Origin of the sequence: Proteiniclasticum aestuarii (assembly GCF_017368455.1) — a bacterium.
GTDB classification, from domain to species: Bacteria; Bacillota; Clostridia; order Clostridiales; family Clostridiaceae; genus Proteiniclasticum; species Proteiniclasticum aestuarii.
Genome location: NZ_JAFNJU010000001.1, coordinates 513,911 through 538,859, shown reverse-complemented (window position 1 = coordinate 538,859; position 24,949 = coordinate 513,911). Strand labels below are relative to the sequence as shown.

Sequence of the window (24,949 nt, the reverse complement as noted above, 5' to 3'; positions counted from 1 at the left end):
TGGTGCAGTAAATTAGTTATGAATTTATCAAACTTCTGGTGAAAGCATTCAATTCTTAAGGTTAATCTGTTATAATTATTTTTTGGGAACAGTGTTTATTTATCAGAAAAGGGAGTAGGGCAAATGAAAGTGAAAAAATGGGACGTTATCATCATCAGTCTCTTTGTCATCGCTTCTTTTATACCTGCCTTGATCTTCACATTACAGGCTCGAGCGAACTCGGGTGGATATTATGTTGAAATCAAAGTACAGGGAGAGCTGTATGAGACCAGACAGCTGACTGGACATACAGGAAGAGAAGAAATCAGAATTGAAACTGATTTAGGTGTGAATATTGTGGAAATCATAGAGGAGAAGGTGGGCATGTACGAAGCGGACTGCCCGGATAAGGTATGTTACTCACCTGAGTACATCTCAAGAGCCGGTGAAACCATCGTCTGCCTTCCAAACAGGATTGTGATTGAAGTCAAAGGAGAGAAACCGGATGCAGATGATGAAGACATTATCACAGGATGGGCAAGTGACCACCATGAATAAGACAACAAAAATGATCTTCATCTCTCTTATAGTGGCGCAGGCATTGGTTCTTCATGTGATCGAAGGAATGATTCCCGTGCCTATAGGGATTCCGGGTGCTAAGCTTGGACTGGCGAACATCTTCACCATCATTTCACTCTATATACTGGGCTTTCGGTCCACGGTGGTTGTGGTGGTCATGAGAGTGGCGCTTGCCACCATGTTCGGTGGAACCCTGTCGTCTTTTCTCTTCAGTTTAAGTGGAGGGCTTCTGAGTCTTCTGTCCATGGCTATGATCAAGAATCTTCTGAAGGATAAAGTGAGTATCATCGGAGTCAGCGGAGCGGGAGCGGTGAGTCATAACATCGGTCAGCTGCTGGTGGCGTCCTATATCGTAAGAAACTGGACCGTCATGATGTATCTGCCTGTCCTTACCTTTATCGGAATCGGTACAGGAATATTCATCGGCATCACTGCCAATTACATCATTGGACATATGAGCAGGATTAAAGCGGTGAATAAGATCAGTAGATTGAAGGAAGAAGAGATTTTCATCCGAAAACAATGATGAACCCTATTGAGAAAGCATGAAAATTCCACTTTCAGTGAAGAGGAATTTCATGCTTTTTTTCTTTCATCAGAAATATAAAATTAATTTTTTGTTAACTATTGACAACGGCTTGTGCTGGTGATAATATTAAAAGTTAACAATTTGACATCAAGGCCGAAACCCTGTATAATGGTATTTGGAAGAAGGTGTTTTGATGGAATATTACAACAATATTACAGATATTAAGAACGAAATCGAAAGAAACGTAGGCAGAGATGTGAAACTCAAAGCTAATGTGGGTAGAAGGAAAATGTACGAGAGTACAGGAACCATTGAAAATGTATACCCTAGTATTTTCGTAGTAAGACTTGATAACGAAGCGAAAGGGTGCGTCAGTTTCAGCTACTCTGATGTACTGACCAAAACAGTGACACTTTCATACAAGAATTAGTATGTACATGGTACCGGTATTCCGGTACTTTATTTTTTTGTGGAAATATCAGGTGAGATTTGTCATAATGAAGGATGAATAAAGATAAAGCAGGTGGTCGAGTGTTAATTAAGGCTTTTGCCAAAATCAATCTTTCTCTGGATATAGTGGGGAAAAGGGAAGATGGATATCATCTCCTGGAGATGGTCATGCAGAATGTGGATCTTCATGATGATATCGTCATGGAGGAAATGGAAGAAGGGATCATGCTCACATGCAACAAGGCGTATGTACCTGTTGATGAGCGGAATATCGCCTATAAGGCCGCGAAGCTTCTGATGGACACAAAAGGCATCAGCAAGGGAGTACGCATCGATATCACAAAGAGGATTCCGGTGGCGGCAGGGCTCGCCGGAGGCAGTGCTGACGCTGCTGCGGTTCTGAAAGGGATGAATGAACTCTTTGATCTGAAAATGTCCACGGAAGAACTTATGGTAGAAGGCCTGAAACTTGGAGCGGACGTTCCGTACTGCATCGTAGGAGGAACCTGTCTTTGTGAAGGCGTTGGAGAAGTGGTGACGCAGCTGAAGCCGTTCAGAGGCTACACAATCCTGCTTGTGAAACCATCTTTTGGTGTTTCGACAAAGGAAGCTTATGGTTTATTTGAACTGGATAAAATCAACAGACATGTAGAGACGGAAAAGCTCATAAAAGCGATGGAGGATGATGATTTAAATGGTGTGAACTACTATTCCAGAAATCTTCTGGAAAATGTGGTGCTGCCCAGATACCCTATTCTGAAAAGCATCAAAAAGATGCTGTCGCGCAGCGGATCTATTGTGACGCTGATGAGTGGAAGTGGTCCGACGATCTACGGGATCTTTCGAGATGTCAGCGCTGCGGAAAATGCAGCCAGAGCATTGAACAGAAACAACAATGAAGTGATTCTCACGAGTACGATTTAATCCTGAATCCAGAAATATGAAGCGAGGGAGTGGTGCATCTGCACCGCTCCCTCATTTTAGGTGTGCCCGGCATGGGTGCAATCTAACGAGTGAAAGTCCCGAGTGCGGGCTGATAGCGCCAAGCACATAGCTCAAGGCAAGGCTTTACACCGCGAGGTGCAGCTGAAGGAAGCCGGTGGCAAACTTCCGGTCTGACGTACAGAAATCACATCAGGCATATGAATCTGGGTGAGATTGCTAAACAAATCAAAGCCCGATAGCTATCCGAAAAGATTCAGTGTAAATGTGGCAGATATATGGAAGGAAAGAGTGCACTCTTACCCGGGGAGATCTCACGGACATGGAAGAGATGAATTTCTCGACATGGTTGAAAAAGGTTCGTCGTGAGAAGTCAGCAGAGGTCGTAGTACCTGGCGCACGCCAGGAAAGGACCGAATCATAGGAGGTGAAGAACTTGAAATTTACTCAGGACTTTGCAGAGTACAGACAACTTCATATGGAAGACTATCTGAAAGAGAATACTGTGGAACAGGAAGGTAAGGCAGAAGTGTATAGAAGTCTGGAGATGAATGAGAGAATCGACACCAACAGCATAACTGTACAAGGGCTACTCGGAGATATCATCTCCGTGGAGAATCTGAACGAGGCCAGAAAGAGAGTGAAGAAGAACAGAGGGAGTCATGGAATAGACGGGATGCGTGTATCCGAAATGGACGCTTTCATGCTGGAGCATGGCGGAGAACTCAGAAATGCTCTTCTGAATGGCAAGTACAAACCACACCCCGTAAGAAGGGTGGAAATTCCCAAAGATGATGGTTCCAAGCGCAAGCTTGGGATTCCAACCGTTGTGGACAGGATGGTTCAGCAGGCGATGGTCATCAAACTGACACCACTGTTTGAACCCCAATTCTCCGAAAACAGCTTTGGATACAGACCTGGGAGAAGTGCACATGGAGCAATCAGACGCTGTAAGGAATATCTGGATGACGGCTACAAATGGGTGGTGGATATGGACCTGGAAAAGTTCTTTGACACAGTGAACCAGAGCAGACTGATACAGATAATCAGTGATACAGTGAAAGACAGCAGAGTAGTATCTCTAATCCATAAATATCTGAAAGCAGGTGTGGTGGTGGAGCAGAAGTTTGAGAAAACGGACCTGGGGGTACCCCAGGGTGGCCCGCTTTCACCACTGCTGAGCAATATCATGCTGAACAGGCTGGATTCCGAACTCGGACAGAGAGGACTCCGGTTTGTGAGGTATGCTGATGACCTTGTGATATTCGTCAAGACAAGAAAAGCAGCAAATAGAGTCAAAGAAAGCGTCTCGAACTTCATCGAAAGAGAACTGAATCTGAAAGTGAACAGAGACAAGACGCAGGCTGTATACATGAATAAAGTGAAATTTCTCGGGTTCAGCTTCTACCAGAAGAAGAAAAAGGCGGGAGTCAGGATACATCCGAAATCCCTGCAGAAACTGAAGGTGAAGATAAAGGAAAGAACCGGAAGAAGCGACGGCGTAGGAGAAACAGCAAGAATAAAGAGGCTCAATGCTATGCTGAGAGGATGGGTCAATTACTACCGAATCGCGGACGTGAAGTCCGCATTGGAAAAGATCGACCAATGGATGAGACGGAGAATCAGAATGTGGTACTGGAAACAGTGGAAACGAGTCAGAACCAGACTCAAAAAGCTCATGTTGTATGGAATCCCTAGACCGAAAGCGTGGGAATATGCCGATACGAGAAAAGGCTACTGGAGAATCTCCAATAGCCCTATTCTAGCCAAGACTCTCACGAATGAGGAATTGGAATTAAAAGGTTATATGTCGTTCAGCAAGCAGTGTCAACGTACAAAATTATGTTTGTAAACTATTGAAAGCGCCGTATACCGAACGGTACGTACTGGTGCTGTGGGAGGGGGAAGCGGTCAGGGACCGCCAACTCTACCCGATTAATCATTATTATTTCACTGACGAATTATAGCTCCGCGAGTTCTCCCAGGTGACTGTCGTTTTTCTCGCTGATGAGTCTTCGGGCCAGATTGTAGATGTTCTGTGCCGCTTCGGGTTTCCCGTTGGCTCGTGAACGGGTTTTCAGATTTTCCAGTTCAACCTCGTTCTGCAGAATGTTCTCGATGATGCTGCCGCAGTTCTCGCCGGTTCCCAGGTCTACAGCCAGATGGTGTCTGAAGAGATAATCCGCATTCTGCACTTCGTGCCCAGGGATGGCTGTGTAGATCGCCATGGGTGTGCCTGTAATAAAACTCTCAGTAATGGTAAGTCCCCCGGGTTTTGTGATGAGCAGATCCGTGATGCTCAAAATGTCATTCATCTTATCATAATAGTGGAGAGGAAGAATGCATCGCTGGCAGTCTTTGCTGAGATCTGTGACCTTATCGTAAAGTTTACTGTTGCTACCTGTCAGAACCAGTGCCTGGAAATCCGATGAGAGGTTCATGACCTCTTCAATGATCTCTATGATGTTTCCGATGCCGAGACTGCCACCTACGATGGTCAGTGTCTTCGTCTGAGGATTCAGATTCAGTTCCTTACAGATTTCCTCCTTCGGTCTTCTTTTCAGAAAATCCTGGGAAACGGGGATTCCGTATGGGAAGATCATCTCTGGGTTTCTGCCCCGCAATACCAGTTCCCGGACCATGTCTTCGTTTGAAACCACATAGGCGTCCACATTTCTGTGGACCCAGAAAGCGTGGGAGGCATAATCGGTCATCACCACAAGGGAAGGTTTCTGCCATCCGAATTTTTTCCGCAGAATCGACAATACCTGTGCGGTGAAAGCGTGTGTGGCGACAATGATGTCCGGGTCAAATTCCATGATCGTGGGATAAAGCTGCTTGGTGATATAATCATTGCCGATGGTCGAGGATTTGATGAAGCGACCATCTTCGTCTGAGTGTTTGTAGAGATATTTAAAAAAAGATGGATAATGGCGAATGCTTTTCAGGTACGTTCCTACCACAAGCTTGTCCAGAAAGGGGCTGATGTATTTTATGGTATCGATGATCGTAACCTCGGAATCGGGTTCATTCAGGAGGATCGATTCTCTGATTGCCTCAGCCGCCTTTCCATGCCCGCCGCCTGTCGATACAGACAGAATTAATGCTCTCATGCGTTGCACCTCATATATTCTTATTATTACTATTATTGCCTGAAATCCAGTATTTCTCAATAGGGAACATCATAGTACGCAATGAGATAATTACTGATAAGAGATCTATTTTAGTTTATAATATAAATATTAAAGAGTTGTGAAGTTTTTTGGCAGGGATTCTTAAAAATATAGCGGAATGCTTTGAGATAGAGGTGCGGAAATGGAAAAAGTGAAGATTGAAGTGAAAAACAACAGGCAGAATGAAGATCCTATAGAGGTGGTTTATCTTGGAAGCCTCATGGAGAAAGAGAAGGAAACCCATATAGCATACAATGAAAGTGTGCTTACAGGAATGGAAGGGGTAAAGACAGTCCTCATCATCAATGACAACCATCTTGAAATCATACGAACCGGAAACATCAGATCCAAAATGATTTTCAAGGAAAAATATAGAGATAATTTTGTCTACAGAATGAATGAGGGGGCCATGTCTATGGCATTGGAGACGGATGAACTGAGCGTCGGACGACAGGGAAAACAGATTGATATCTACATCAGGTATCGCCTGGAGATCGCAGGAGATCAGGCTGACCGAAATGAAATGAGGATCAGAATCACAAGAAATTAAAAAAAGGCAAACAAATACAAAAATAATGGTAGCAGTATGGATAAAACTATGCTATCATTATTTTTATATTTAATTTACCAAACACTAATCCCATTATATTTAATGGGGTAATTCCTATTATACCAAACACAAAATACTTGTCAAGAGTTCTGGGAGGAATTTTTATGAAGAATACAAAGTACATTTTTGTCACCGGTGGAGTGGTTTCATCTTTAGGAAAAGGAATCACCGCCGCATCACTGGGGAGACTTCTGAAAAACAGAGGTCTGAAGGTGACGCTGCAGAAATTCGATCCTTATCTGAATGTGGATCCGGGCACCATGAGTCCCTATCAGCATGGAGAAGTGTTTGTTACAGATGACGGTGCTGAAACTGATCTGGATTTGGGGCACTACGAAAGATTCATTGATGAAAATCTTTCGCAGGACAGCAATGTCACCACGGGCAGAGTCTACTGGAACGTGATCAACAAGGAAAGAAAAGGAGAATACCTCGGTGGTACCGTACAGGTCATTCCTCATATCACCAATGAGATCAAGGAGAAAATCTTCAGTGCATCCCATAGTCAGGATGTGGATGTGATCATAACGGAAATCGGCGGCACCGTGGGGGATATCGAGTCACTGCCGTTTTTGGAGGCCATCAGGCAGATCAAATATGATGTGGGTGAGGAAAATGTGCTGTTCATACATGTGACGCTTGTACCCTTCCTCGGGAAAGCGGGAGAACTCAAGACGAAACCCACGCAGCACAGTGTAAAAGAGTTGAGAAGCATAGGTATCCAGCCGGACATTATCGTCTGTCGCTCCGAAAAGCCGCTGTCGTCCGATATGAAGAATAAAATAGGTCTGTTCTGCAATGTGGAGTCCAGAGCAGTCATACAGAATCTTGATGCGGATATTCTCTATGAGGTGCCTCTGCTACTTGAGAAAGAAGGATTGGATGCACTGGCGTGTGAGAAGCTGCATCTTCATTGCGGTAATGCCGACAACACCCAGTGGGTGGATATGGTCTATCGCATGAAGCACCTGAACAAGAAGGTGACCATCGCCCTGGTGGGAAAATATGTGGAGCTCCATGATGCGTATCTTTCCGTGGTGGAAGCGCTTTCCCATGGAGGACTCCATAACGAGGCAGAAGTGGAGGTCAGCTGGATCAATTCCATGGATCTCACAAAAGAAAATGTGTCGGAAATGCTGGATCAGGCGGATGGGATTCTGGTGCCAGGTGGATTCGGAACCCGAGGCATTGAGGGGAAAATCCTGGCCATTAAGCATGCCAGAACCAGGAATATCCCGTTTCTGGGCATATGTCTGGGTATGCAGACAGCAGTCATTGAATTCGCGCGGAATGTCCTGGGTTATGCAGATGCCCACAGTAGCGAGTTCGATAAGCATACCAGCCATGCTGTCATAGATCTTATGTTGGAACAGAGGCAGATCGATGAGCTTGGTGGAACCATGAGACTGGGTCTATATGAAGCGAAGCTTCAGAAAGGGTCTCATGCGGAAGAAGCCTATGGAAAAACTGTAATCTTTGAAAGACATAGGCATCGATATGAGTTCAATAATGAATACATCAGGAGTTTCGAGGAGAAGGGTATGCGATTCACGGGGCGTAATCCAGGCAGAAACCTGGTGGAAATCATAGAAATTCCAGAGCATAAATGGTTTGTGGCTACACAGTTTCATCCCGAACTGAAGAGTAGACCGACAGATCCGCATCCGTTATTCAGAGATTTCATCAAGGCGTCCATGGACAAGTAAAGAATTAAATGAAAGAGAGTGAAGAAGCAGCATCTTTAATAGACACTGCTTCTTCATTCTCTTTTTCAGTGGCTGAGACGGGTGTGTGCACAGTGAAACTTTACAATTCAGTTATTTTGAGATAAGATGATTTCAATTTATAATATTGATTTTCTGCATGATTTTCTGCTTTAATCTTTAAAATTTAAATCTAATTTCCTAATCTCCGATAAACCATCAGACATCAATCTAATGCAATTTCCTCATGAAGTATAAGGAATGGTGTATTAGTGAACAATACTAAAGAATAAACCCGAAAGAGGAGCTGTGCATATGGCGAATGAACAAATTACAGAGCTGTCCAAGCTCAAACTTGACGAGCTCAGAGTTCTTGCAAAAGAACACCAGGTGAAAAGCTACATGAAATATCGGAAAGCGGAACTGATTTCAATTCTGGATGAAGTGATGAAATCAAAAGATCTTTCCGTTGACGAGGTGAAGGGATCCTTAACCCAAGAGGGAATAAAGGCGAAAGGCACTGACGCCCAAGAAAAAGAGGAGAAGCCTGAAAGCGTGAAAGATGAACCATCCCCTGAAAAAATACAGGAAACGGATGAAAAGCGGAATATCCATGAAGCATCAAGGAAAGGGGAGGAAACTTCCAAGGACAGAGAAACAGGATTATCAGGCAGAAATGACGGAAGAAGAATCAAATACTCCAACGAGTTTGACTGTAAAGGTGTATTCGAAATCCTCGATATGAATAATTTCGGTTTTCTCAGAGGAGAAAATTATTTGACTAGTCCAGATGATATTTATGTTTCTCCGCCACAGATCAGAAGATTCGATCTCAGGACCGGAGATGAAGTCATCGGGTATGCAAGATATCCAAGGGAAGGGGAAAAATTCGCCGGTCTCAACTACATCGAGAAAATCAATGGAGAAAACCCTGAGAAATCTGTAGGAAGACCCTATTTTGATCGTCTTACACCGATCTATCCGGATGAGAGAATCAGAATGGAAGTGCCTTCGGAAAACGATCTGTCCACAAGAATCATCGATCTCATGGCCCCCATGGGGAAAGGGCAGAGAGGTCTCATTGTTGCACCCCCAAAAGCGGGCAAGACAACCATACTGAAAAAGATCGCACAGAATATCGCAAAGAACAGTCCGGACATCAAAATCATTGTGCTGCTCATTGATGAGCGTCCTGAAGAAGTGACGGATATGCAGAGAAGCATCGATGGAGAAGTGATCTATTCCACCTTTGATGAGGAACCCGATCACCATACCAAGGTAGCGAGAATGGTTCTGGAACGTGCGAAGCGTATGGTGGAGCAGAAACAGGACGTGCTCATACTGATGGATTCCATAACAAGGCTTGCAAGAGCCTACAACCTGACGGTGAATCCGTCGGGGAGAACTTTATCGGGAGGACTCGATCCAGCGGCCCTGATCATGCCCAAGAAGTTCTTTGGTGCTGCAAGAAACATTGAAGAAGGCGGTAGCCTGACGATTCTTGCAACTGCTCTGGTGGATACAGGGTCAAGAATGGATGACATGATTTTTGAAGAGTTCAAGGGGACGGGGAATATGGAGATTCATCTGGATCGAAGACTACAGGAAAGAAGAATCTTCCCGGCCATCGATATCTATAAGTCTGGAACCAGAAAAGAGAAGGCGCTTCTCAGTGAGGATGAATACGAGATGACGATGAACATCAGAAGGCAGATGAATACTGGTGGAAGTGCGGATCGCGTCACGGAAGATCTGATCAGGATGATGAGCCAGTCTGAAAACAATGACGAATTCATTGAAGTCCTGAAAAACAGCAAGGTGTTTAAATAGAAATGCCATAACAAAGAAAGACTTTGCCGGACTCTCCAGGGAGAGTGACGGCAAAGTCTTTCTTTTGGTTTATTCAGCAGGAAATTCAAGGATCAGATAAAAGAAGGAAGAGGAATCTCTTGAAAATCCAGGGGGCAATGGTGCGTCGGAGCGTGTGCCTTTTTAAGTTTTTCCGGAAGGAGCTCTACAAAATGTCGGGTCGTAAACATGCGTATCTCTCTGTCTACATGCTGTACAGAACAGGTTTCTGCTGTATTAGCGTCTCCTTCATGTTCAGTATTCGCTGATTAACGGATCCGATGAAATTCAGATCCATTGTTCTCTGAGACTGAATATATGGGCCATCGATGAGCACATCGATCTCATTCAGGAGAGGCGAATAGATAGGGCTGCTTTCCATGAGCTTCTCGTATGTGAAGCCTGTGTATGCCATTATTGTGAAATGGGGAAAATGCGGTGTGACTTTTTCTCTTATGAGAAGTGACAGTTGAAGGAAGGCTTCCACCTGGAAGAACGGATCTCCCCCTGAAAATGTAATCCCATCCAGAAGCGGGTTTTCCAGAATCATCTCTATGATTTCCTCTTTCTGGATGGTGGAACCTCCTTCAAAGGGGTGGGTATCAGGGTTGTGACAGCCTGGGCACTGATGTTTGCATCCCTGGGCGAAGACGACGAGTCGTAATCCTTCACCATCTGTAATAGACTCTTTGATGATGCCTGCAATCCTAATCATGGATGTGTCCTTTTCCGTGGACCACTCTATCGCGGACCTCGCTCAGTTTTGCGTTATTGAAGCGATCAAGGGAGCCAACCAGATATCCTGTGATTCTCCTGATTCTCGTGAAGGGGTGTTCTTCTTCGTTTCTCCCGCATCCAGGACATGTATCACCGATGATTCCCTGATATCCGCAGACCAGATCAAAATCCACAGGGTGATTGATGGAACCATATCCGATGCCTGACTTGTGCATGTGCCTGATGATTTTCAAGAAAGCCTTCGGGTTTTTGCTCGCATCCCCATCCAGCTCCACGTAGGTGATGTGCCCGGCATTTGTCAGCTCATGATAGGGAGATTCTATATTGATTTTCTCAAAAGAGGTTATGGGGAAGTATACAGGTACATGGAAACTGTTGGTGTAATAGGCTTTGTCCGTAACACCGGGAATCATACCAAACTTTTTCCTGTCCAGTGCGACGAATCGGCCCGATAGGCCTTCGGCGGGGGAGGCGATGAGAGAAAAGTTCAGATTTCTTTTCAAACTTTCAAGATCCATCCTCTCTCTCATGTGAGAAACAATACCAAGCCCCAGTTCTCTGGCGGATGAATCTTCGCCATGGTGACTGCCGGTAAGTGAAACAAGTGCTTCAGCCAGTCCGATGAATCCTGCTGATAGCGTACCGTGTCGTAAGACTTCCCCCAGATCATCTTCAGGGGAAAGCCCTTCACTACCTCTCCATACGCCCTGGCCCATGAGGAAAGGGAAGTTTTTCGCTTTTTTCGCAGCCTGAATACTGAACCGGTCAAGGAGCTGAGAAACGACAAGATCAAGGGTCTGGTCTAGTCTCTTGAAGAAATCCTCCTTGCTGCCCTTTGAAAGTATGGCAAGCCTTGGGAGATTGATTGAAGTGAAGCTGAGGTTTCCTCGACCGTAAGGGGTTTCAAGAGAGGTGTCGGTGATGTTGGAAAGTACCCTTGTCCTGCAGCCCATGTAGGAGATTTCGGATTCAGGATCATTCTCTCTGTAATATTTCAGGTTGAAAGGGGCATCCTGAAACGAAAAGTTCGGGAAAAGTCTCTTAGCGCTCACTTCTGTTGCCAGTTCGAAAAGATCATAATTCGCATCCTCCGGATTGAGGTTGATGCCATCCTTCACCCTGAAGATATGAATCGGGAATATGGGGGTTTCACCATTTCCGAGACCTCTCTTTAGAGACAGCAAGAGATTCTTCATGACCATTCGACCTTCGGGCGATCTGTCCGTTCCGTAATTGATGGAAGAAAACGGGACTTGTGCGCCTGCACGGGAATTCATGGTGTTCAGATTGTGGATGAAGGCTTCCATGGCCTGATAGGTCTTTCTATCTGTTTCCAGAATCGCTTCTTTTCTGGCAAAGGACAATGCTCTGCCAAGCAGTTCCTGGTTCATGCCACTTCTTCTGAAATGCTGCTTCAGTGCTTCTTCAAAGGCGTCGGCATGATTCATCTGGTTCTGGATGCCCTGGCCATCCAGATGCAGCATCTCCTTTTTCAGTGCTTGGACATCATAAGACAAGGAAAGCAGAGTCAGAGCCTTCTCCAGATTCTGATTGTACTGTTTCGCGTAGGTCTTACGGACGCCCTCGGCCATGGCATAGTCGAAGTTCGGAATGCTTTGCCCACCGTGCTGATCATTCTGATTTGACTGGATGGCAATACAGGCTAGCGCGCTGTAGCTAAGGATGTCCTGGGGTTCTCTCAGGTATCCGTGCCCGGTGGAGAATCCGTCTTTGAAGAGTCTGATCAGATCGATCTGGGTACAGGTGGTAGTGAAATTGTAAAAATCCATATCGTGTATGTGGATGAGGCCATCCTCGTGAGCACTGGCGTGATCCGGGTGGAGTACAAACAGTTTCGTAAAGTCCTTCACCCCTTCAGAACCGTACTTCAGCATCGTTCCCATGGCGGTGTTACCGTCCACATTGGCATTCTCTCTTTTCAGATCATCGTTTTTGGCGTCTTCAAAGGTGATTCTTTCATAAATCCTCATGAGGTCAGACTTCATTTCTCTTGTTCTGCTTCTCTGATTTCTGAATAGAATATAGGCTTTCGCTACAGAGTAATGACCTTTGGTCTGAAGTGCCAGCTCGACGTAATCCTGGATTTCTTCCACAGCCGGCATTTTCTGAGGGTGGAGTGTGAGCTGGTTTTCTACCCACAACAAAAGCTCGGTGATGGATGCATCTGTGTAAGGCGTTTTTTCCGCCTCAAAGGATCGGATGATTGCTGAGATGATTTTACTTCTGTCATAGGGCAGTATTCTGCCATCTCTTTTCACCACATTCTTAAGGGTGCTGGTTCTGTTTTCCATTTTCTACCTCCAATAAAATAAATGGATCTTTCTTCACCTGCAAAGAGAGATCCACTTTAAAAGAAGACCTGCTTTATGCAACGTAAAGCATGACTGATCATCGACAAGGCAGCAATCTGGCTTTGAGAAGCGATATCTCTTACAGTGGCGGCACCGCACAGGAGTTGAACCTGTTTCCCTGCTCTTGCGAATTAATATTCAATATATTGTGTTGTTATCGGGATAAGTATACTACATGTTGTGTAATATGGGAAGTGGAAAATGTTGAGATCTGCGTCAGGGGTTCCTTGGTTTGTCTAAATTATGAAATCCTCTGGCGCAAGAATGGTCACTTCACTGCCCTTGATTTGCAAAAGTCCATCTCTCTCCATATTGGATAACTCACGGGAAACAGAGGGCCTGGCAACCTTGATGATTTCTCCGATTTCAGTCTTCTTATGTCGCATTCTGAACTTCGTGGTACCTGCTGCTTCTATCTCTCTTGAGAGATAGATCATGAGCCTGGAACGCACATCATTGTGGGCGAGGATCTTGATCTTGTTTTTCAGAATGAAAATGTGATTGGATAAAAAGGTCAGGTAGTTGGTGTTGAAGGTTCTGCTTTTCTCCAGCATGGTCCTCATCTGGACAAAGGGGATGAACAGCACGGTGCTCTTTGTGGAAGTGACCAGGGTGAAGGGGTATTTCGCTTTGGATGTGAACAGCAGGGGTGCGCCGAAGCAGTCCCCATGCCGGAATACGTTGATGGTGAGGGCATCTCCACTTAATCCGTACTGCTGAATGGTGAGGGTTCCTTCCAGAACGAAGCCGATGGTGTCGCAGTCTTCATTCTCTTCTATGACCAGTGTGTCTTTTTCGTAGGTTTCCTGGACGCAGGTGCCAAGATCCAGAATGCTTTTGAGTTCTTCTTCACTCATGTTCTGAAACATGGAGTTTTTCATTAGATTCTTCATGTTGATTATCATTTATATGTACCTCTTCTTCTATTAAATCAGGGGCAGAGTACCCGCAGTCGGTTTCTTTCCGGGGATTTTCCAGCTGAACAAGAAAATAACGCAAAAAGCTGAAATATTATCAAAAGTGTAACAGATGTTACAGTTTTTACTTTTCTGTTCTATTATAATCAATTTCGTAATCCTAGTAAACAACTCAGAATTGAAAAGCGTCTTCTTGATTCTGATTATGAAATCTCAGATTTATTACTATTGTCTATGAGATGCTGATAATTGCGAAGAAAGTTCAGCTGTCGGTTTTGCGAAGTTAATACTCAGGATAATGCGAAAAACTATTTCAGTATGTACTGAAATATTCCAATAATGAAACAGTTGAAATTATAAGGAGGATCAGTTTTATGTCAAACATGTTCTGTTTTCAATGTCAGGAAGCATCCAAGGGGACCGGTTGCGAAATCATCGGTGTCTGCGGTAAAAGCCCGGAAGTAGCGAATCTGCAGGATCTTCTCATCTATACCTTGAAGGGGATTTCCCAGATTGTCGTGAAGGGAGAGCTTAATGTGCCATCCATGGGTACAATCAATCATGAGGTGACCAACGCTCTGTTCATGACCATCACCAATGCGAACTTTGATGAGGAGGCCATCGAAAATCAGATCAGAAAGATGATCGGATACAGAGAAGAGCTGAAGAAACTGGCTAACCTTGAAAAGTACTCGGATGCTGCTTCCTTTACCGTCACAGACAGAGATTCCATGCTGAAGAAGGCAAAGCTTGTGGGCGTTCTTTCCACGAAGGATGAGGATGTACGTTCCCTGAGAGAACTGATCATCTATGGTCTGAAAGGGATGGCTGCCTATTCACACCATGCACTGAACATCGGGAAGGAAAACCAGAACATCTACGGATTCACTTATGAAGCACTGGCTGCCACGCTGGACAACTCCTTAAGTGCGGATGATCTGGTGGCATTGACACTGAAGACCGGTGAACTTGGCGTAAGTGCCATGGCGCTTCTTGATGATGCCAACACATCCAAATTCGGCAATCCTGAAATGACAGAAGTCAACATCGGTGTAAGAAACAATCCGGCGATTCTGATCTCAGGACATGATCTGACGGATCTTCTGCAGCTTCTGGAGCAGACAAAGGGAACTGGCGTGGATGTCTATACACACAGTGAAATGCTTCCAGCCCATTACTACCCAGAGTTCAAGAAGTACGATAACTTCGTCGGAAACTACGGAAATGCATGGTGGAAGCAGGTGGAGGAATTTGAATCCTTCAACGGACCTGTACTCTTCACCACAAACTGTATTGTGCCACCAAGAAATGAATCCCTGAGAAACAGAATCTTCACCACTGGAGCATCAGGTTATCCTGGATGTACCCATATTGAAGCGGATGAGCATGGTGTGAAGGACTTCTCAGCCATTATTGAAATGGCCAAGACACTGGATGCACCAACAGAAATCGAAACCGGCAAGATCGTCGGCGGATTCGCTCACGCGCAGGTCACAGCTCTGGCTGACAAGGTTGTGGACGCGGTGAAGAGCGGAGCCATCAGAAAGTTTGTGGTCATGGCAGGCTGTGATGGTAGAATGAACAGCAGAAACTACTATACCGAGTTTGCTGAAAAGCTTCCTCAGGATTCCGTGATTCTGACAGCAGGTTGTGCAAAATACAGATACAACAAGCTTCCACTTGGAGATATCGGTGGTATTCCAAGAGTGCTGGATGCAGGACAGTGTAACGACTCCTACTCTCTGGTGGTCATTGCCTTGAAACTGAAGGAAATCTTCGGTCTGGATGATCTGAATGATCTGCCCATAGCCTACAACATCGCATGGTATGAGCAGAAAGCCGTCATCGTGCTGCTTGCCCTTCTGTATCTGGGGGTGAAGAACATCCATCTCGGACCAACACTGCCAGCATTCCTGTCCCCTACTGTGGCCAACGTCCTAGTGGAGAAGTTTGGCATCAGTCCAATCGGTGAAGTGGATGAGGACATTGAACTCTTCATGGCTCAGTAAGCATATAATCTGACAAAGGTTCCTTTGAGAGCGGCCTCCATCCGCTTCTCAAGGGGACCTTTTTACTGCCTGTCATTGCGTGCATCAGGTTCTACCAAAGGACTTCGATTTGATGTATGATTAGGGGTAGAGTAACCATGAAGGAGAAATCAGCGTGAACATCATAACAGTTGAAAATATATCAAAGAATTTTGGGGAGAAGAAGCTTTTTGAAGAAGTGACTCTGACTCTTGGCGATACAGATAAAATCGGCATCATCGGCATCAACGGAACAGGGAAATCCACCCTGCTGAAAGTCATTGCGGGTGTGATTCCGCCGGATACGGGCTTCGTTCAGAGGGTTGGAAAGGCCAGGATCATGTACCTGTCTCAGGAACCGGATTTCAATGAAGAATTTACAGTTCTGGATCAGGTCTTCAGCGGGGACATCGAAGAGCTCAGAACCATCAGAGCCTATGAGGAGGCCCTGCAGAAGACCGTTCTGGATCCGCAGGACAAAGAGGCAGAGAAGAGGTTGATCAGCCTCACGGGAAAAATGGATGCCCTGGATACCTGGTCCATGGAATCCGAAGCCAAAACCATCCTCACGAAGCTGGGTATTACGGATTTCGGGAAAAAGATCGGAGCACTCTCCGGCGGTCAGAAAAAAAGAGTAGCCATGGCCACAGCTCTGATCACTCCCTGTGACCTGCTGATTCTGGATGAACCGACCAATCATATCGACAATGATACCGTCGCCTGGCTGGAAGGGTATCTGAAGGACAGAAGGGGAGCGCTTCTCATGGTGACCCATGACAGGTACTTCCTGGAAAGGGTGACCAACCGCATCCTGGAGATCGACCGTGGCAGTGTCTACAGCTATCCTGTGAATTATTCCAGGTTTCTGGAAATGAAAGCCATGAGAGAGGAACTTCAGGAAGTGGCGGACCGGAAAAGGAAGAAGCTTCTGGAGAATGAACTGGCCTGGATCCGAAAAGGAGCGAAAGCAAGAACCACGAAGCAGAAGGCGCGAATCGACCGGTTTGAGGAGCTGAAGAATCAGGAATCTTATGTGGAAGGATCCGATGTGGAAATCCGGACCGTATCTAGCAGATTAGGAAAGAAGATCATTGAAATCTCCTCCATTTCCAAATCCTACGGAGATCAGGTGCTTCTGAAGGATTTCAGCTACAATGTCCTGAAAGATGACCGCATCGGGATCATAGGAGAGAACGGCATCGGGAAATCCACGTTTCTGAAAATGATCGCCGGGCTGGTGGAGCCGGATCGGGGCGTCATAGATATCGGTGAGACCGTGAAGATCGCCTATCTTTCACAGGAATACACAATACTGAACGAAGACATGAGGGTCATAGAATACATCAAAGAAGCGGCGGAAATCATCGATACCGTTGATGGGAAGGTCACAGCGTCCCAGATGCTGGAAACATTCCTCTTTCCTCCAGATGAGCAGTGGACCCCCATCAGCCGGCTTTCAGGTGGAGAGAAAAGAAGACTCATGCTTCTGAGGATCCTCATGGAGAAACCCAATGTGATACTTTTGGATGAACCGACCAATGATCTGGACATCGCCACCCTGTCTGTTCTTGAAGATTATCTGGAGGGATTCCCGGGGGCTGTGATAACTGTTTCCCATGACCGGTACTTTCTGGATCGCGTAGCAGAAAAGATCTTCAGTTTTGAAGGGAATGCAGGGATCGAGATTCTCTTTGGCAACTATTCGGACTATGAAGAAAAAAAGAGACAGGACGTGAAAGTGGAAGAAGAGAAGAAGGTAAAGATACCGCAGAAAAAGACGAGAGAACAGGGGAAACCGAAGAAATTCTCCTACAAAGAGCAAAGGGAATTTGAAGGGATTGACCAGAGAATAGCAGATCTGGAGCAGAAACTGGAAAAAACAGACGAGGAAATAGAAAAATTTGCCACGGATTTCGAAAAGCTCAATGCGCTGATGGAAAAGAAGAACGCCATCGAAGAAGAGCTGGAAGAGGCCATGGAGAGATGGACCTACCTGAATGAACTTGCTGAAGAACTGGGACTCCTCTGAAAACAGAAAAAGGGAGAAAGCGATGCAGCACTGCATCGCTTTCTCCCTGATTTGTGCAAAATAAAAAAGGACCAGTACTGATCCTTAATTAAATGAAGATCCTATTCTTCTTCGTTTGCAGGAGTGATGTTGAACTTCTTATTGAAACGATCAACTCTTCCGCCAACATCAACAATCTTCTGCTTACCTGTGAAGAATGGATGGCACTTAGAGCATATTTCAACCTTAAGTTCGTCCTTTACAGAACCAGTAACGAATGTGTTTCCACATGCACACTTAACAACAGCCTCTGAGTTGTAATTTGGATGTATGCCTTCTTTCATTTAATTCACCTCAATTTCATCATTTTTTAACTATTCAATTCTAACACTAAGAATTTACGGAGTCAACAATAATATAGATTAAGAGGGGCGGAGATGTTATAATATATTGGGTATTAAGAAGTTAGGAGAATTTTATAATGAGTAAACTTTATTTCAGGTATGGCGCAATGAATTCAGGAAAGTCCACCAACCTTATGCAGGTTGCCTATAATTATGAGGAAAGAGGGATGAAAGTCAAGATCTTCAAACCTCAGATCGATGCAAAAGGCGGGAATCAGCTCGTTTCCAGACTGGGTGTGGTCAGAACAGCTGATTTTGCGGTGCAGGATGAGGATAATCTTTATGAAGTGACTGAAAAATGGATTCAGAGTGAAGGCAAGATCAACTGCATTCTTGTGGATGAAGCACAGTTTCTGCGCGCAAAGCACATCGATGAGCTTCTGAAAGTTGCAGTTATTCTTAAGGTGCCTGTGATATGCTACGGTTTAAGGACAGACTTTCTCATGAACGGCTTTGAAGGCAGTGAGAGACTGCTTCTTCTGGCACACAGCATAGAAGAGCTGAAAACCATCTGTACCTGCGGAAAGAAAGCGCTCCTGAATGGAAGAAAAATCAACGGGGAGTTTGTTTTCGAAGGAGAGCAGGTGGCCATCGATATGGTCGGTGATGTGGAATATCAGTCCTTGTGCGCAGACTGCTACTTCAAATACAGAAAGAAAGCAAGCGAAAAGAATAAATTGAAATAAGGATTTGGTGAATAAATGAGAAATACAACTGTAGGAGGACAAGCCGTTATTGAAGGCGTCATGATGAGAGGCCAGAGCGGCATTGCCACTGCTGTAAGAAATCCGGAAGGGAATATCGTGGTCAATCATGATTATTCCGTTCCGCTTTCCAAGAAACATAAAGTGCTGAGCTGGCCACTGATCAGAGGAGCCGTCGCCCTGATTGACTCCATGAAAATCGGAATCAAGAGTCTCAACTGGTCTGCATCCATATTCGGAGAAGATGAGGAACCATCCAGATTCGACAAGTTCCTGAAGGACAAGTTCGGTGAGAAAGGTGAAAAGATCATAGAAACCATCACCATGATCTTCAGCCTGAGTCTCAGCATCCTGCTGTTTTTCGTCGTTCCGACGCTGATCACAGGACTTCTGAGAAACTACGACCTTCCGCATCTCGGTCTGAACGCCATAGAAGCAGTGATCCGCTTGAGCATCTTTCTGGGTTATCTCTATGGTATCAGCAAGATGAAGGATATCTACAGAGTCTTCCAGTATCATGGTGCAGAGCACAAAGTCATCATCTGCTATGAGAACGAGCTGGATCTGACGGTGGAAAATGCCAGAAGCTGCACAAGATTCCATGAAAGATGCGGCACGAACTTCATGTTTCTGGTCATGGCGGTAAGTATCATCGTCTTCAGCTTCACAGGATGGACCAGCCCGCTCATGAGAATTGTGACAAGAATTCTTCTCCTGCCTCTGATTTCTGGAATCACCTATGAAATCCTGAGATGGCTGGGAAGAACAAAAGGTCCCATCCAGAAGATAGTCGCTTATCCTGGCATGATGCTTCAGAGGCTGACAACGAAGGAACCTCTGGATGATATGCTGGAAGTATCCATCAGAGCGTTGAAGGAAGCGGAGGGGCTGGTCTAGCATGCTTACAATCGGAGAAGCCGTTAAACTTGCACAGGAAAAACTGAGTGGGATTTCCGATACACCATCGCTGGATGGCAGAGTGCTGCTGAAAGAAGTGCTGAGTGAAGATGAAGTGTTTCTACTGACTCACCGCGAGATTGAATTGAGTGAGAAAGAAGAGCGGGCATATCGCGCGAAACTTACTCAGAGAGAAAAGGGAATGCCCATTGCCTATATCATAGGATACAAGGAGTTCATGGGGTTTCGATTCAAGGTGAATGCCCATACGCTGATCCCGAGACCGGATACGGAAATTGCCGTGGAGAAAGCGTTGGAAGTGATCAGAGAGAAGAAATACCGCAAAATTCTTGATCTATGCAGTGGTTCCGGAGCCATCGGATTATCCATTGCGGGGATTTTGGAATTTACAAATGTTACACTTTCTGATATAAATAAAGAGGCCATTTCGGTCTCCATGGAAAACGCGAAGCATATGGACGTGTTTCATCGCGTCAAATTCATTCAGTCGGATCTCTTTGAGAAGATTGATGAAAAGTATGATCTCATCGTAAGCAATCCTCCCTATATCAGCGGGAAGGATATGGAGGAGCTGTCTGTTTCCGTAAAGGAATATGAGCCTCACACCGCGCTGTACGGAGGAATTCATGGACTTGATTTCTATAAGGAAATCACGAAGAATGCAGGAAGACATCTGACGGAAAATGGGATGCTGATTTTTGAAATCGGGTATGACCAGAGTCAAGAGGTGGAAAGAATGTTAAAAGAAAACGGATTTAAAAATATAATCACCCTGAAAGATCTTTCAGGTCATCATCGCGTAGTTTCAGGAGAGCTCATCCCGGAAACTTAGCTTACTGACGTTATTTTTCAAATCAGATGAATTAAAGGAGAGAAAGTAATGTTAGATAGATTAAGTTTTGTAGAAGGTAAGTATGAAGAGCTTACCATGCGTATAAGCGATCCCAGTGTCATAGCGGACCAGGAGAACTGGCAGAAGCTCGTGAAGGAGCATTCGGACCTGGAAGCCATCGTCATGAAGTATCGTGAATTCAAAGGTCTTCAGGAAGAGCTGGATGCCAATATGGAAATGCTCCAGTCTGAAGATGACCAGGAAATGAGAGAGATGATCAATGAAGATGTAAGAAACATCAGGGCTCAGCTGGAAAGCATCGAGTCTGAACTTCAGATCATGCTTCTTCCCAAGGATCCCAACGACGACAAGAACGTATTCGTTGAAATCCGTGGTGGAGCAGGAGGAGATGAAGCGGCTCTATTCGCCTATAATCTCTATAGGATGTATGTGAAGTATGCCGAGAGCAAGAGATGGAAAGTGGAGATCATGAGTCTGAATGAGACCGATATCGGCGGATTCAAGGAAGTGGTCTTCATGGTCAAAGGGCATGGTGTGTACTCCCTGATGAAATACGAGTCTGGTGTGCATAGAGTCCAGAGGGTTCCGGATACGGAAAGCTCAGGAAGAATCCATACCTCCACCGCAACGGTGGCAGTGCTTCCTGAAGTGGATGAAGTGGATGTGCAGCTCGATATGAACGACATCAGAGTGGATGTATACCGTTCCTCCGGTAACGGTGGACAGTCGGTCAATACAACAGACTCCGCTGTTCGTGTGACCCATATTCCTTCAGGGCTTGTGGTAGCAGTGCAGGACGAGAAATCTCAGCTGAAGAACAAGGAGAAAGCGCTGAAGATTCTTCGCTCCAGACTCTACGAAATCGCGGAGAGAGAAAGAAACAAGGGGATTGCCGACGAAAGAAAATCACAGGTGGGTACCGGGGACCGTTCCGAGAGAATCAGAACCTACAATTATCCACAGGGCAGAGTGACGGACCACAGAATCAACCTGACACTTTATAAACTGGAATCCTTCCTGAATGGAGATATGGATGAAATGTTTGATTCCCTGATCCGATTTGACCAGGCCGAAAAACTGAAGGCGCTGGGGAATAGAAGTAATTGATGATGAGGGGGCAGTTTTACTGTCCCCATTTTTGGAGTGAAAATGGAAACAATAAAAGTGAATTTCGAAAACGGAATAGAAATGAATCGGATTGAGCAGGGTGCCGAAATCATCAAAAGAGGGGGCGTCATCGCCTTTCCTACAGAAACGGTCTATGGGCTCGGTGCTGATGCATTGAATAAGGATGCAGTGAGAAAGATATTCGAAGCCAAAGGCAGACCTCAGGATAATCCTCTGATCATCCATGTGGCGGACAGGGACATTTCGGCCTTTGCAGCGGAGGTTCCCGAGAAGGCGCAGGCGATGATGGATAAGTTCTGGCCAGGACCTCTGACGCTCATTCTGAAAAAGACGGACATTGTGCCTCTGGAAACCAGTGCAGGACTTGATACGGTTGGGATCCGAATGCCTTCCAATGAAACCGCAAGGCTTCTTATAAAGGCTTCGGGATGTCCTGTCGCTGCGCCGTCGGCGAATATTTCCGGAAAGCCCAGTCCCACAAATTTCAAACGCTGTGTGGAAGACCTTGATGGAAGGGTGGATATGATCATTGGAGATGGAAGCTCCATTGTCGGACTGGAGTCCACCATCGTGGATTACAGTGTTCATCCACCACGTCTTCTTCGCCCAGGCTATATCACCTATGAGGATCTACTTGTGATGGATCCGGAGGTGGTTTATGATGAAGCAAAGACCAGAGCGGATGAAAAGGAGATTCCCAAGGCGCCAGGCATGAAATACAGGCACTATGCGCCTAAAGCTCCGCTGACCATCATCTCAGGAGATGTGGAAAAAGCAGGAAAAGAGATTCTGAAGCGGACAGAAAAGTATCGGTCGGAAGGGAAGGTTGTAGGGATTTTAGCTCCCAAAGAACGCGAGACGATGTATAATAGAGAGAACATCAGGTTTATTTCATTGGGAAGCGAGAAGAATTCCTCTGAGATTGCAAGAAATCTTTTTGAGGGGTTACGGATGTTTGATGATCTGAATGTGGATGTGATACTTGCGGAGGGTTTTTCCGAGACAGGTGTCGGCATCGCCATCATGAATCGCTTAAAGAAGGCATCCGGATTCAATATAGTAGAGGTGTAATCATGAAAGTATTATTTGTCTGTACAGGAAATACTTGCAGAAGTCCCATGGCGGAAGTTATATTCAATGAGACGTATCTGAAGGCGGAAGCTGATTCACGGGGCCTCTTTGTTCAAAGAGGAAGCACAATTTCGGAAGAAACCAGAAAGATCCTGAAAAGAGAGTACGGATACGATGAGGACAGAGAAGCGGAAGAACTCATGGACCTGGACCTTGCAGAGGCAGAGTATGTCATCACCATGACAGAAGCCCAGAAACGGGAAGTGAAAAGGCGTTATGGCGGGGAAAGGGTTTATACCCTGAAGGAGCTTGCCGGTGAATCTGGGGATGTTATGGACCCCTATGGCATGAAGGAGGAAATCTATCTCAGGACGTTCAGTGAGATCAGGAGATTGATCCATAAAATCACACAATTCGATAAATACAGGAGGTAAACATGAAAATTGCAATTGGTTCAGACCACGGTGGAGTAGGATTAAAGGAAGCGGTGAAGGAACATCTGGAGAAGAAGGGATATGAAGTCAAAGACTTCGGAACCTACACAAGAGAATCCTGCGATTATCCTGACATTTCGAGAGCGGTGGCTTTCAGTGTAGTGAAAAAGGAGTCCGATCTCGGGATCCTCGTATGCGGTACAGGCATCGGCATCGGCATCGCAGCGAACAAGGTGAAAGGAATCAGAGCGGCATTGTGTCATGATACCTTCAGCGCCCACGCATCCAGAGAGCATAACAATGCAAATATCCTGACCATGGGAGAAAGAGTCATCGGCCAGGCCCTGGCTCTGGATATCGTGGACACGTTCTTAGGTGCGAAGTTCGAGGGCGGAAGACATCAGAACCGTATTGATAAAATAACCAGACTAGAAGAAGAGAATGCAGACGTTGAGGAGGAAAACTAATGAGCAGAATTATTGAAATCAACCATCCGCTGGTACTACACAAACTGGCCATCATACGAGACAAGAATACAGGGTCCAAGGAATTCAGAGAAGTGGTGGAAGAAATCTCCACACTTATGGCCTATGAGGTCACAAGAGACCTTCCAATGGAAGAGGTGGATATCGAGACTCCTGTGGCAACAGCCCACTGTAAAATGATCACAGGAAAGAAGCTTGCTATCGTGCCGATTCTGAGAGCCGGGATCGGTATGGTTGATGGGATGCTTAAGCTCGTCCCAGCGGCGAAGGTCGGACATATCGGATTATATAGAGATGAGAGCACACTGCAGCCTGTGGAGTACTTCTGCAAGCTTCCCAAGGACATTGAAGAAAGAGAAGTCATTGTGGTGGATCCGATGCTTGCAACAGGTGGCTCTGCCATCGATGCGATTCATATGCTGAAGAAAAGAGGAGCGAAGAGCATCAAGTTCGTCGGTCTTGTGGCAGCACCTGAAGGGATCAAAGCCTTATCGGAAAAGCACCCTGATGTGGACATCTTCATTGCTTCCATCGATGAGAAGCTGAATGAACACGGATATATTGTGCCTGGTCTGGGGGATGCTGGAGACAGACTCTTCGGTACCAAGTAACTGTAATCAGGATCTGTCAGGAGACTGATGGTTCCAGACACCCACAAAGCGGAAGTGGTCTGCTTTGTGGGTGTATTTTGATTCGGCGGATTTCATGAATAAAATCAGCTTGAGTGAGATCATCGTCTAATTGCAATGTCATAAGAGCCTCAGGAGGTTTACTCTTTTAATGTGCGGTGAGGAAAAACTCCCTGGAAAAAATGAGGATTTTTTTGAGAAAAACCCTTGAAATATCTTTCTCCAGGCTATATACTAGTCTTTGTCAGTTCATTTGCTGGTGTGGCTCAATGGTAGAGCAGCTGATTTGTAATCAGCAGGTTGATGGTTCGATTCCGTTCACCAGCTCCACATTTTCGGAGGAGTACCCAAGTGGCCAAAGGGGGCAGACTGTAAATCTGTTGCAAGTTGCTTCAGTGGTTCGAATCCACTCTCCTCCACCATTTCAACCAATGAAAAACATAAGCAA

Annotated in this window: 23 protein-coding genes, 2 tRNA genes and 1 riboswitch; of the genes, 20 read left to right on the top strand and 5 right to left on the bottom strand. The window is 45.5% G+C overall.

The features are described 5' to 3' along the window. Positions 1-123 precede the first annotated feature (123 nt). From J3A84_RS02635 to ltrA, 5 genes are all read left to right on the top strand, one after another. Entirely contained in the window at positions 124-537 is a 414-nt protein-coding gene (locus J3A84_RS02635) for a NusG domain II-containing protein (RefSeq protein WP_207598433.1), read from the top strand. Next, positions 485-1,084 (top strand): Gx transporter family protein, encoded by a 600-nt coding sequence (locus tag J3A84_RS02630; RefSeq protein ID WP_425350711.1) that lies wholly within the window; start codon positions 485-487, stop codon positions 1,082-1,084. Before J3A84_RS02635 ends, J3A84_RS02630 begins: the two co-directional genes overlap by 53 nt. 196 nt (positions 1,085-1,280) lie before the next feature. Then, positions 1,281-1,517, top strand: coding sequence for a Veg family protein (locus tag J3A84_RS02625; protein ID WP_207598432.1), 237 nt, complete (start codon positions 1,281-1,283; stop codon positions 1,515-1,517). A 101-nt stretch (positions 1,518-1,618) separates the two neighbouring features. Beyond that, positions 1,619-2,461, top strand: a complete 843-nt coding sequence (gene ispE, locus J3A84_RS02620) for a 4-(cytidine 5'-diphospho)-2-C-methyl-D-erythritol kinase (RefSeq protein ID WP_207598431.1) — start codon at positions 1,619-1,621, stop codon at positions 2,459-2,461. 454 nt (positions 2,462-2,915) lie between these two features. After that, positions 2,916-4,331, top strand: coding sequence for a group II intron reverse transcriptase/maturase (gene ltrA, locus J3A84_RS02615; protein WP_207598430.1), 1,416 nt, complete (start codon positions 2,916-2,918; stop codon positions 4,329-4,331). A gap of 109 nt (positions 4,332-4,440) precedes the next feature. On the opposite strand, the gene J3A84_RS02610 is transcribed toward ltrA, so the two are convergent. After that, the gene (locus J3A84_RS02610; protein ID WP_207598429.1) at positions 4,441-5,592 is read right to left on the bottom strand and encodes an MGDG synthase family glycosyltransferase; all 1,152 of its coding nucleotides are present in this window, start codon (positions 5,590-5,592) and stop codon (positions 4,441-4,443) included. Positions 5,593-5,794: 202 nt separating this feature from the next. Here J3A84_RS02610 and J3A84_RS02605 point away from each other — a divergent pair, with 202 nt between their 5' ends. The 3 genes from J3A84_RS02605 to rho all read left to right on the top strand — a co-directional run bounded on the left by J3A84_RS02605 (position 5,795) and on the right by rho (position 9,795). After that, positions 5,795-6,202, top strand: coding sequence for a YwiB family protein (locus tag J3A84_RS02605; protein WP_207598428.1), 408 nt, complete (start codon positions 5,795-5,797; stop codon positions 6,200-6,202). Positions 6,203-6,366: 164 nt separating this feature from the next. After that, positions 6,367-7,968 (top strand): CTP synthase, encoded by a 1,602-nt coding sequence (locus tag J3A84_RS02600; protein ID WP_207598427.1) that lies wholly within the window; start codon positions 6,367-6,369, stop codon positions 7,966-7,968. Between the two features lie 312 nt (positions 7,969-8,280). After that, positions 8,281-9,795, top strand: a complete 1,515-nt coding sequence (rho, locus tag J3A84_RS02595) for a transcription termination factor Rho (RefSeq protein ID WP_207598426.1) — start codon at positions 8,281-8,283, stop codon at positions 9,793-9,795. Positions 9,796-10,018: 223 nt separating this feature from the next. On the opposite strand, the gene nrdG is transcribed toward rho, so the two are convergent. The 3 genes from nrdG to J3A84_RS02580 all read right to left on the bottom strand — a co-directional run bounded on the left by nrdG (position 10,019) and on the right by J3A84_RS02580 (position 13,828). Next, entirely contained in the window at positions 10,019-10,528 is a 510-nt protein-coding gene (gene nrdG / locus J3A84_RS02590) for an anaerobic ribonucleoside-triphosphate reductase activating protein (RefSeq protein WP_207598425.1), read from the bottom strand. After that, positions 10,521-12,863, bottom strand: coding sequence for an anaerobic ribonucleoside triphosphate reductase (locus tag J3A84_RS02585; protein ID WP_207598424.1), 2,343 nt, complete (start codon positions 12,861-12,863; stop codon positions 10,521-10,523). Before J3A84_RS02585 ends, nrdG begins: the two co-directional genes overlap by 8 nt. Positions 12,864-12,924: 61 nt before the next feature. Continuing rightward, positions 12,925-13,067: riboswitch (adenosylcobalamin (AdoCbl) riboswitch) on the bottom strand. Between the two features lie 92 nt (positions 13,068-13,159). After that, the gene (locus J3A84_RS02580; protein WP_207598423.1) at positions 13,160-13,828 is read right to left on the bottom strand and encodes a Crp/Fnr family transcriptional regulator; all 669 of its coding nucleotides are present in this window, start codon (positions 13,826-13,828) and stop codon (positions 13,160-13,162) included. Positions 13,829-14,214: 386 nt separating this feature from the next. Here J3A84_RS02580 and hcp point away from each other — a divergent pair, with 386 nt between their 5' ends. Next, positions 14,215-15,849, top strand: a complete 1,635-nt coding sequence (gene hcp / locus J3A84_RS02575) for a hydroxylamine reductase (protein WP_207598422.1) — start codon at positions 14,215-14,217, stop codon at positions 15,847-15,849. 154 nt (positions 15,850-16,003) lie between these two features. Beyond that, a complete protein-coding gene (locus J3A84_RS02570; protein WP_207598421.1) occupies positions 16,004-17,896 on the top strand; it encodes an ATP-binding cassette domain-containing protein in 1,893 nt (630 codons plus the stop codon). A gap of 101 nt (positions 17,897-17,997) precedes the next feature. On the opposite strand, the gene rpmE is transcribed toward J3A84_RS02570, so the two are convergent. Further along, positions 17,998-18,219, bottom strand: coding sequence for a 50S ribosomal protein L31 (rpmE, locus tag J3A84_RS02565; protein WP_207598420.1), 222 nt, complete (start codon positions 18,217-18,219; stop codon positions 17,998-18,000). A 137-nt stretch (positions 18,220-18,356) separates the two neighbouring features. Here rpmE and J3A84_RS02560 point away from each other — a divergent pair, with 137 nt between their 5' ends. The 10 genes from J3A84_RS02560 to J3A84_RS02515 all read left to right on the top strand — a co-directional run bounded on the left by J3A84_RS02560 (position 18,357) and on the right by J3A84_RS02515 (position 24,923). Then, positions 18,357-18,965: a thymidine kinase gene (locus J3A84_RS02560; protein WP_207598419.1), complete on the top strand. Its 609-nt coding sequence runs from the start codon at positions 18,357-18,359 to the stop codon at positions 18,963-18,965. 15 nt (positions 18,966-18,980) lie between these two features. After that, a complete protein-coding gene (locus J3A84_RS02555; protein ID WP_207598418.1) occupies positions 18,981-19,880 on the top strand; it encodes a DUF1385 domain-containing protein in 900 nt (299 codons plus the stop codon). A 1-nt stretch (position 19,881) separates the two neighbouring features. After that, the gene (gene prmC / locus J3A84_RS02550; protein ID WP_207598417.1) at positions 19,882-20,733 is read left to right on the top strand and encodes a peptide chain release factor N(5)-glutamine methyltransferase; all 852 of its coding nucleotides are present in this window, start codon (positions 19,882-19,884) and stop codon (positions 20,731-20,733) included. Between the two features lie 48 nt (positions 20,734-20,781). Then, on the top strand, positions 20,782-21,861 hold the full coding sequence (gene prfA, locus J3A84_RS02545; RefSeq protein ID WP_207598416.1) for a peptide chain release factor 1: 1,080 nt from the start codon (positions 20,782-20,784) through the stop codon (positions 21,859-21,861). Between the two features lie 42 nt (positions 21,862-21,903). Then, positions 21,904-22,953 carry an L-threonylcarbamoyladenylate synthase gene (locus J3A84_RS02540; RefSeq protein ID WP_207598415.1) on the top strand — a complete coding sequence of 350 codons (1,050 nt, stop codon included), beginning with the start codon at positions 21,904-21,906 and terminating at the stop codon, positions 22,951-22,953. Positions 22,954-22,955: 2 nt separating this feature from the next. After that, positions 22,956-23,387, top strand: a complete 432-nt coding sequence (locus J3A84_RS02535; protein ID WP_207598414.1) for an arsenate reductase/protein-tyrosine-phosphatase family protein — start codon at positions 22,956-22,958, stop codon at positions 23,385-23,387. 2 nt (positions 23,388-23,389) lie between these two features. After that, positions 23,390-23,854: a ribose 5-phosphate isomerase B gene (gene rpiB, locus J3A84_RS02530; RefSeq protein WP_207598413.1), complete on the top strand. Its 465-nt coding sequence runs from the start codon at positions 23,390-23,392 to the stop codon at positions 23,852-23,854. Further along, positions 23,854-24,483 carry a uracil phosphoribosyltransferase gene (gene upp, locus J3A84_RS02525; protein ID WP_207598412.1) on the top strand — a complete coding sequence of 210 codons (630 nt, stop codon included), beginning with the start codon at positions 23,854-23,856 and terminating at the stop codon, positions 24,481-24,483. Before rpiB ends, upp begins: the two co-directional genes overlap by 1 nt. Positions 24,484-24,756: 273 nt before the next feature. Beyond that, positions 24,757-24,831, top strand: a tRNA-Thr gene (locus J3A84_RS02520). A gap of 7 nt (positions 24,832-24,838) precedes the next feature. Next, positions 24,839-24,923: transfer RNA gene (locus J3A84_RS02515), tRNA-Tyr, on the top strand. Positions 24,924-24,949 lie beyond the last annotated feature (26 nt).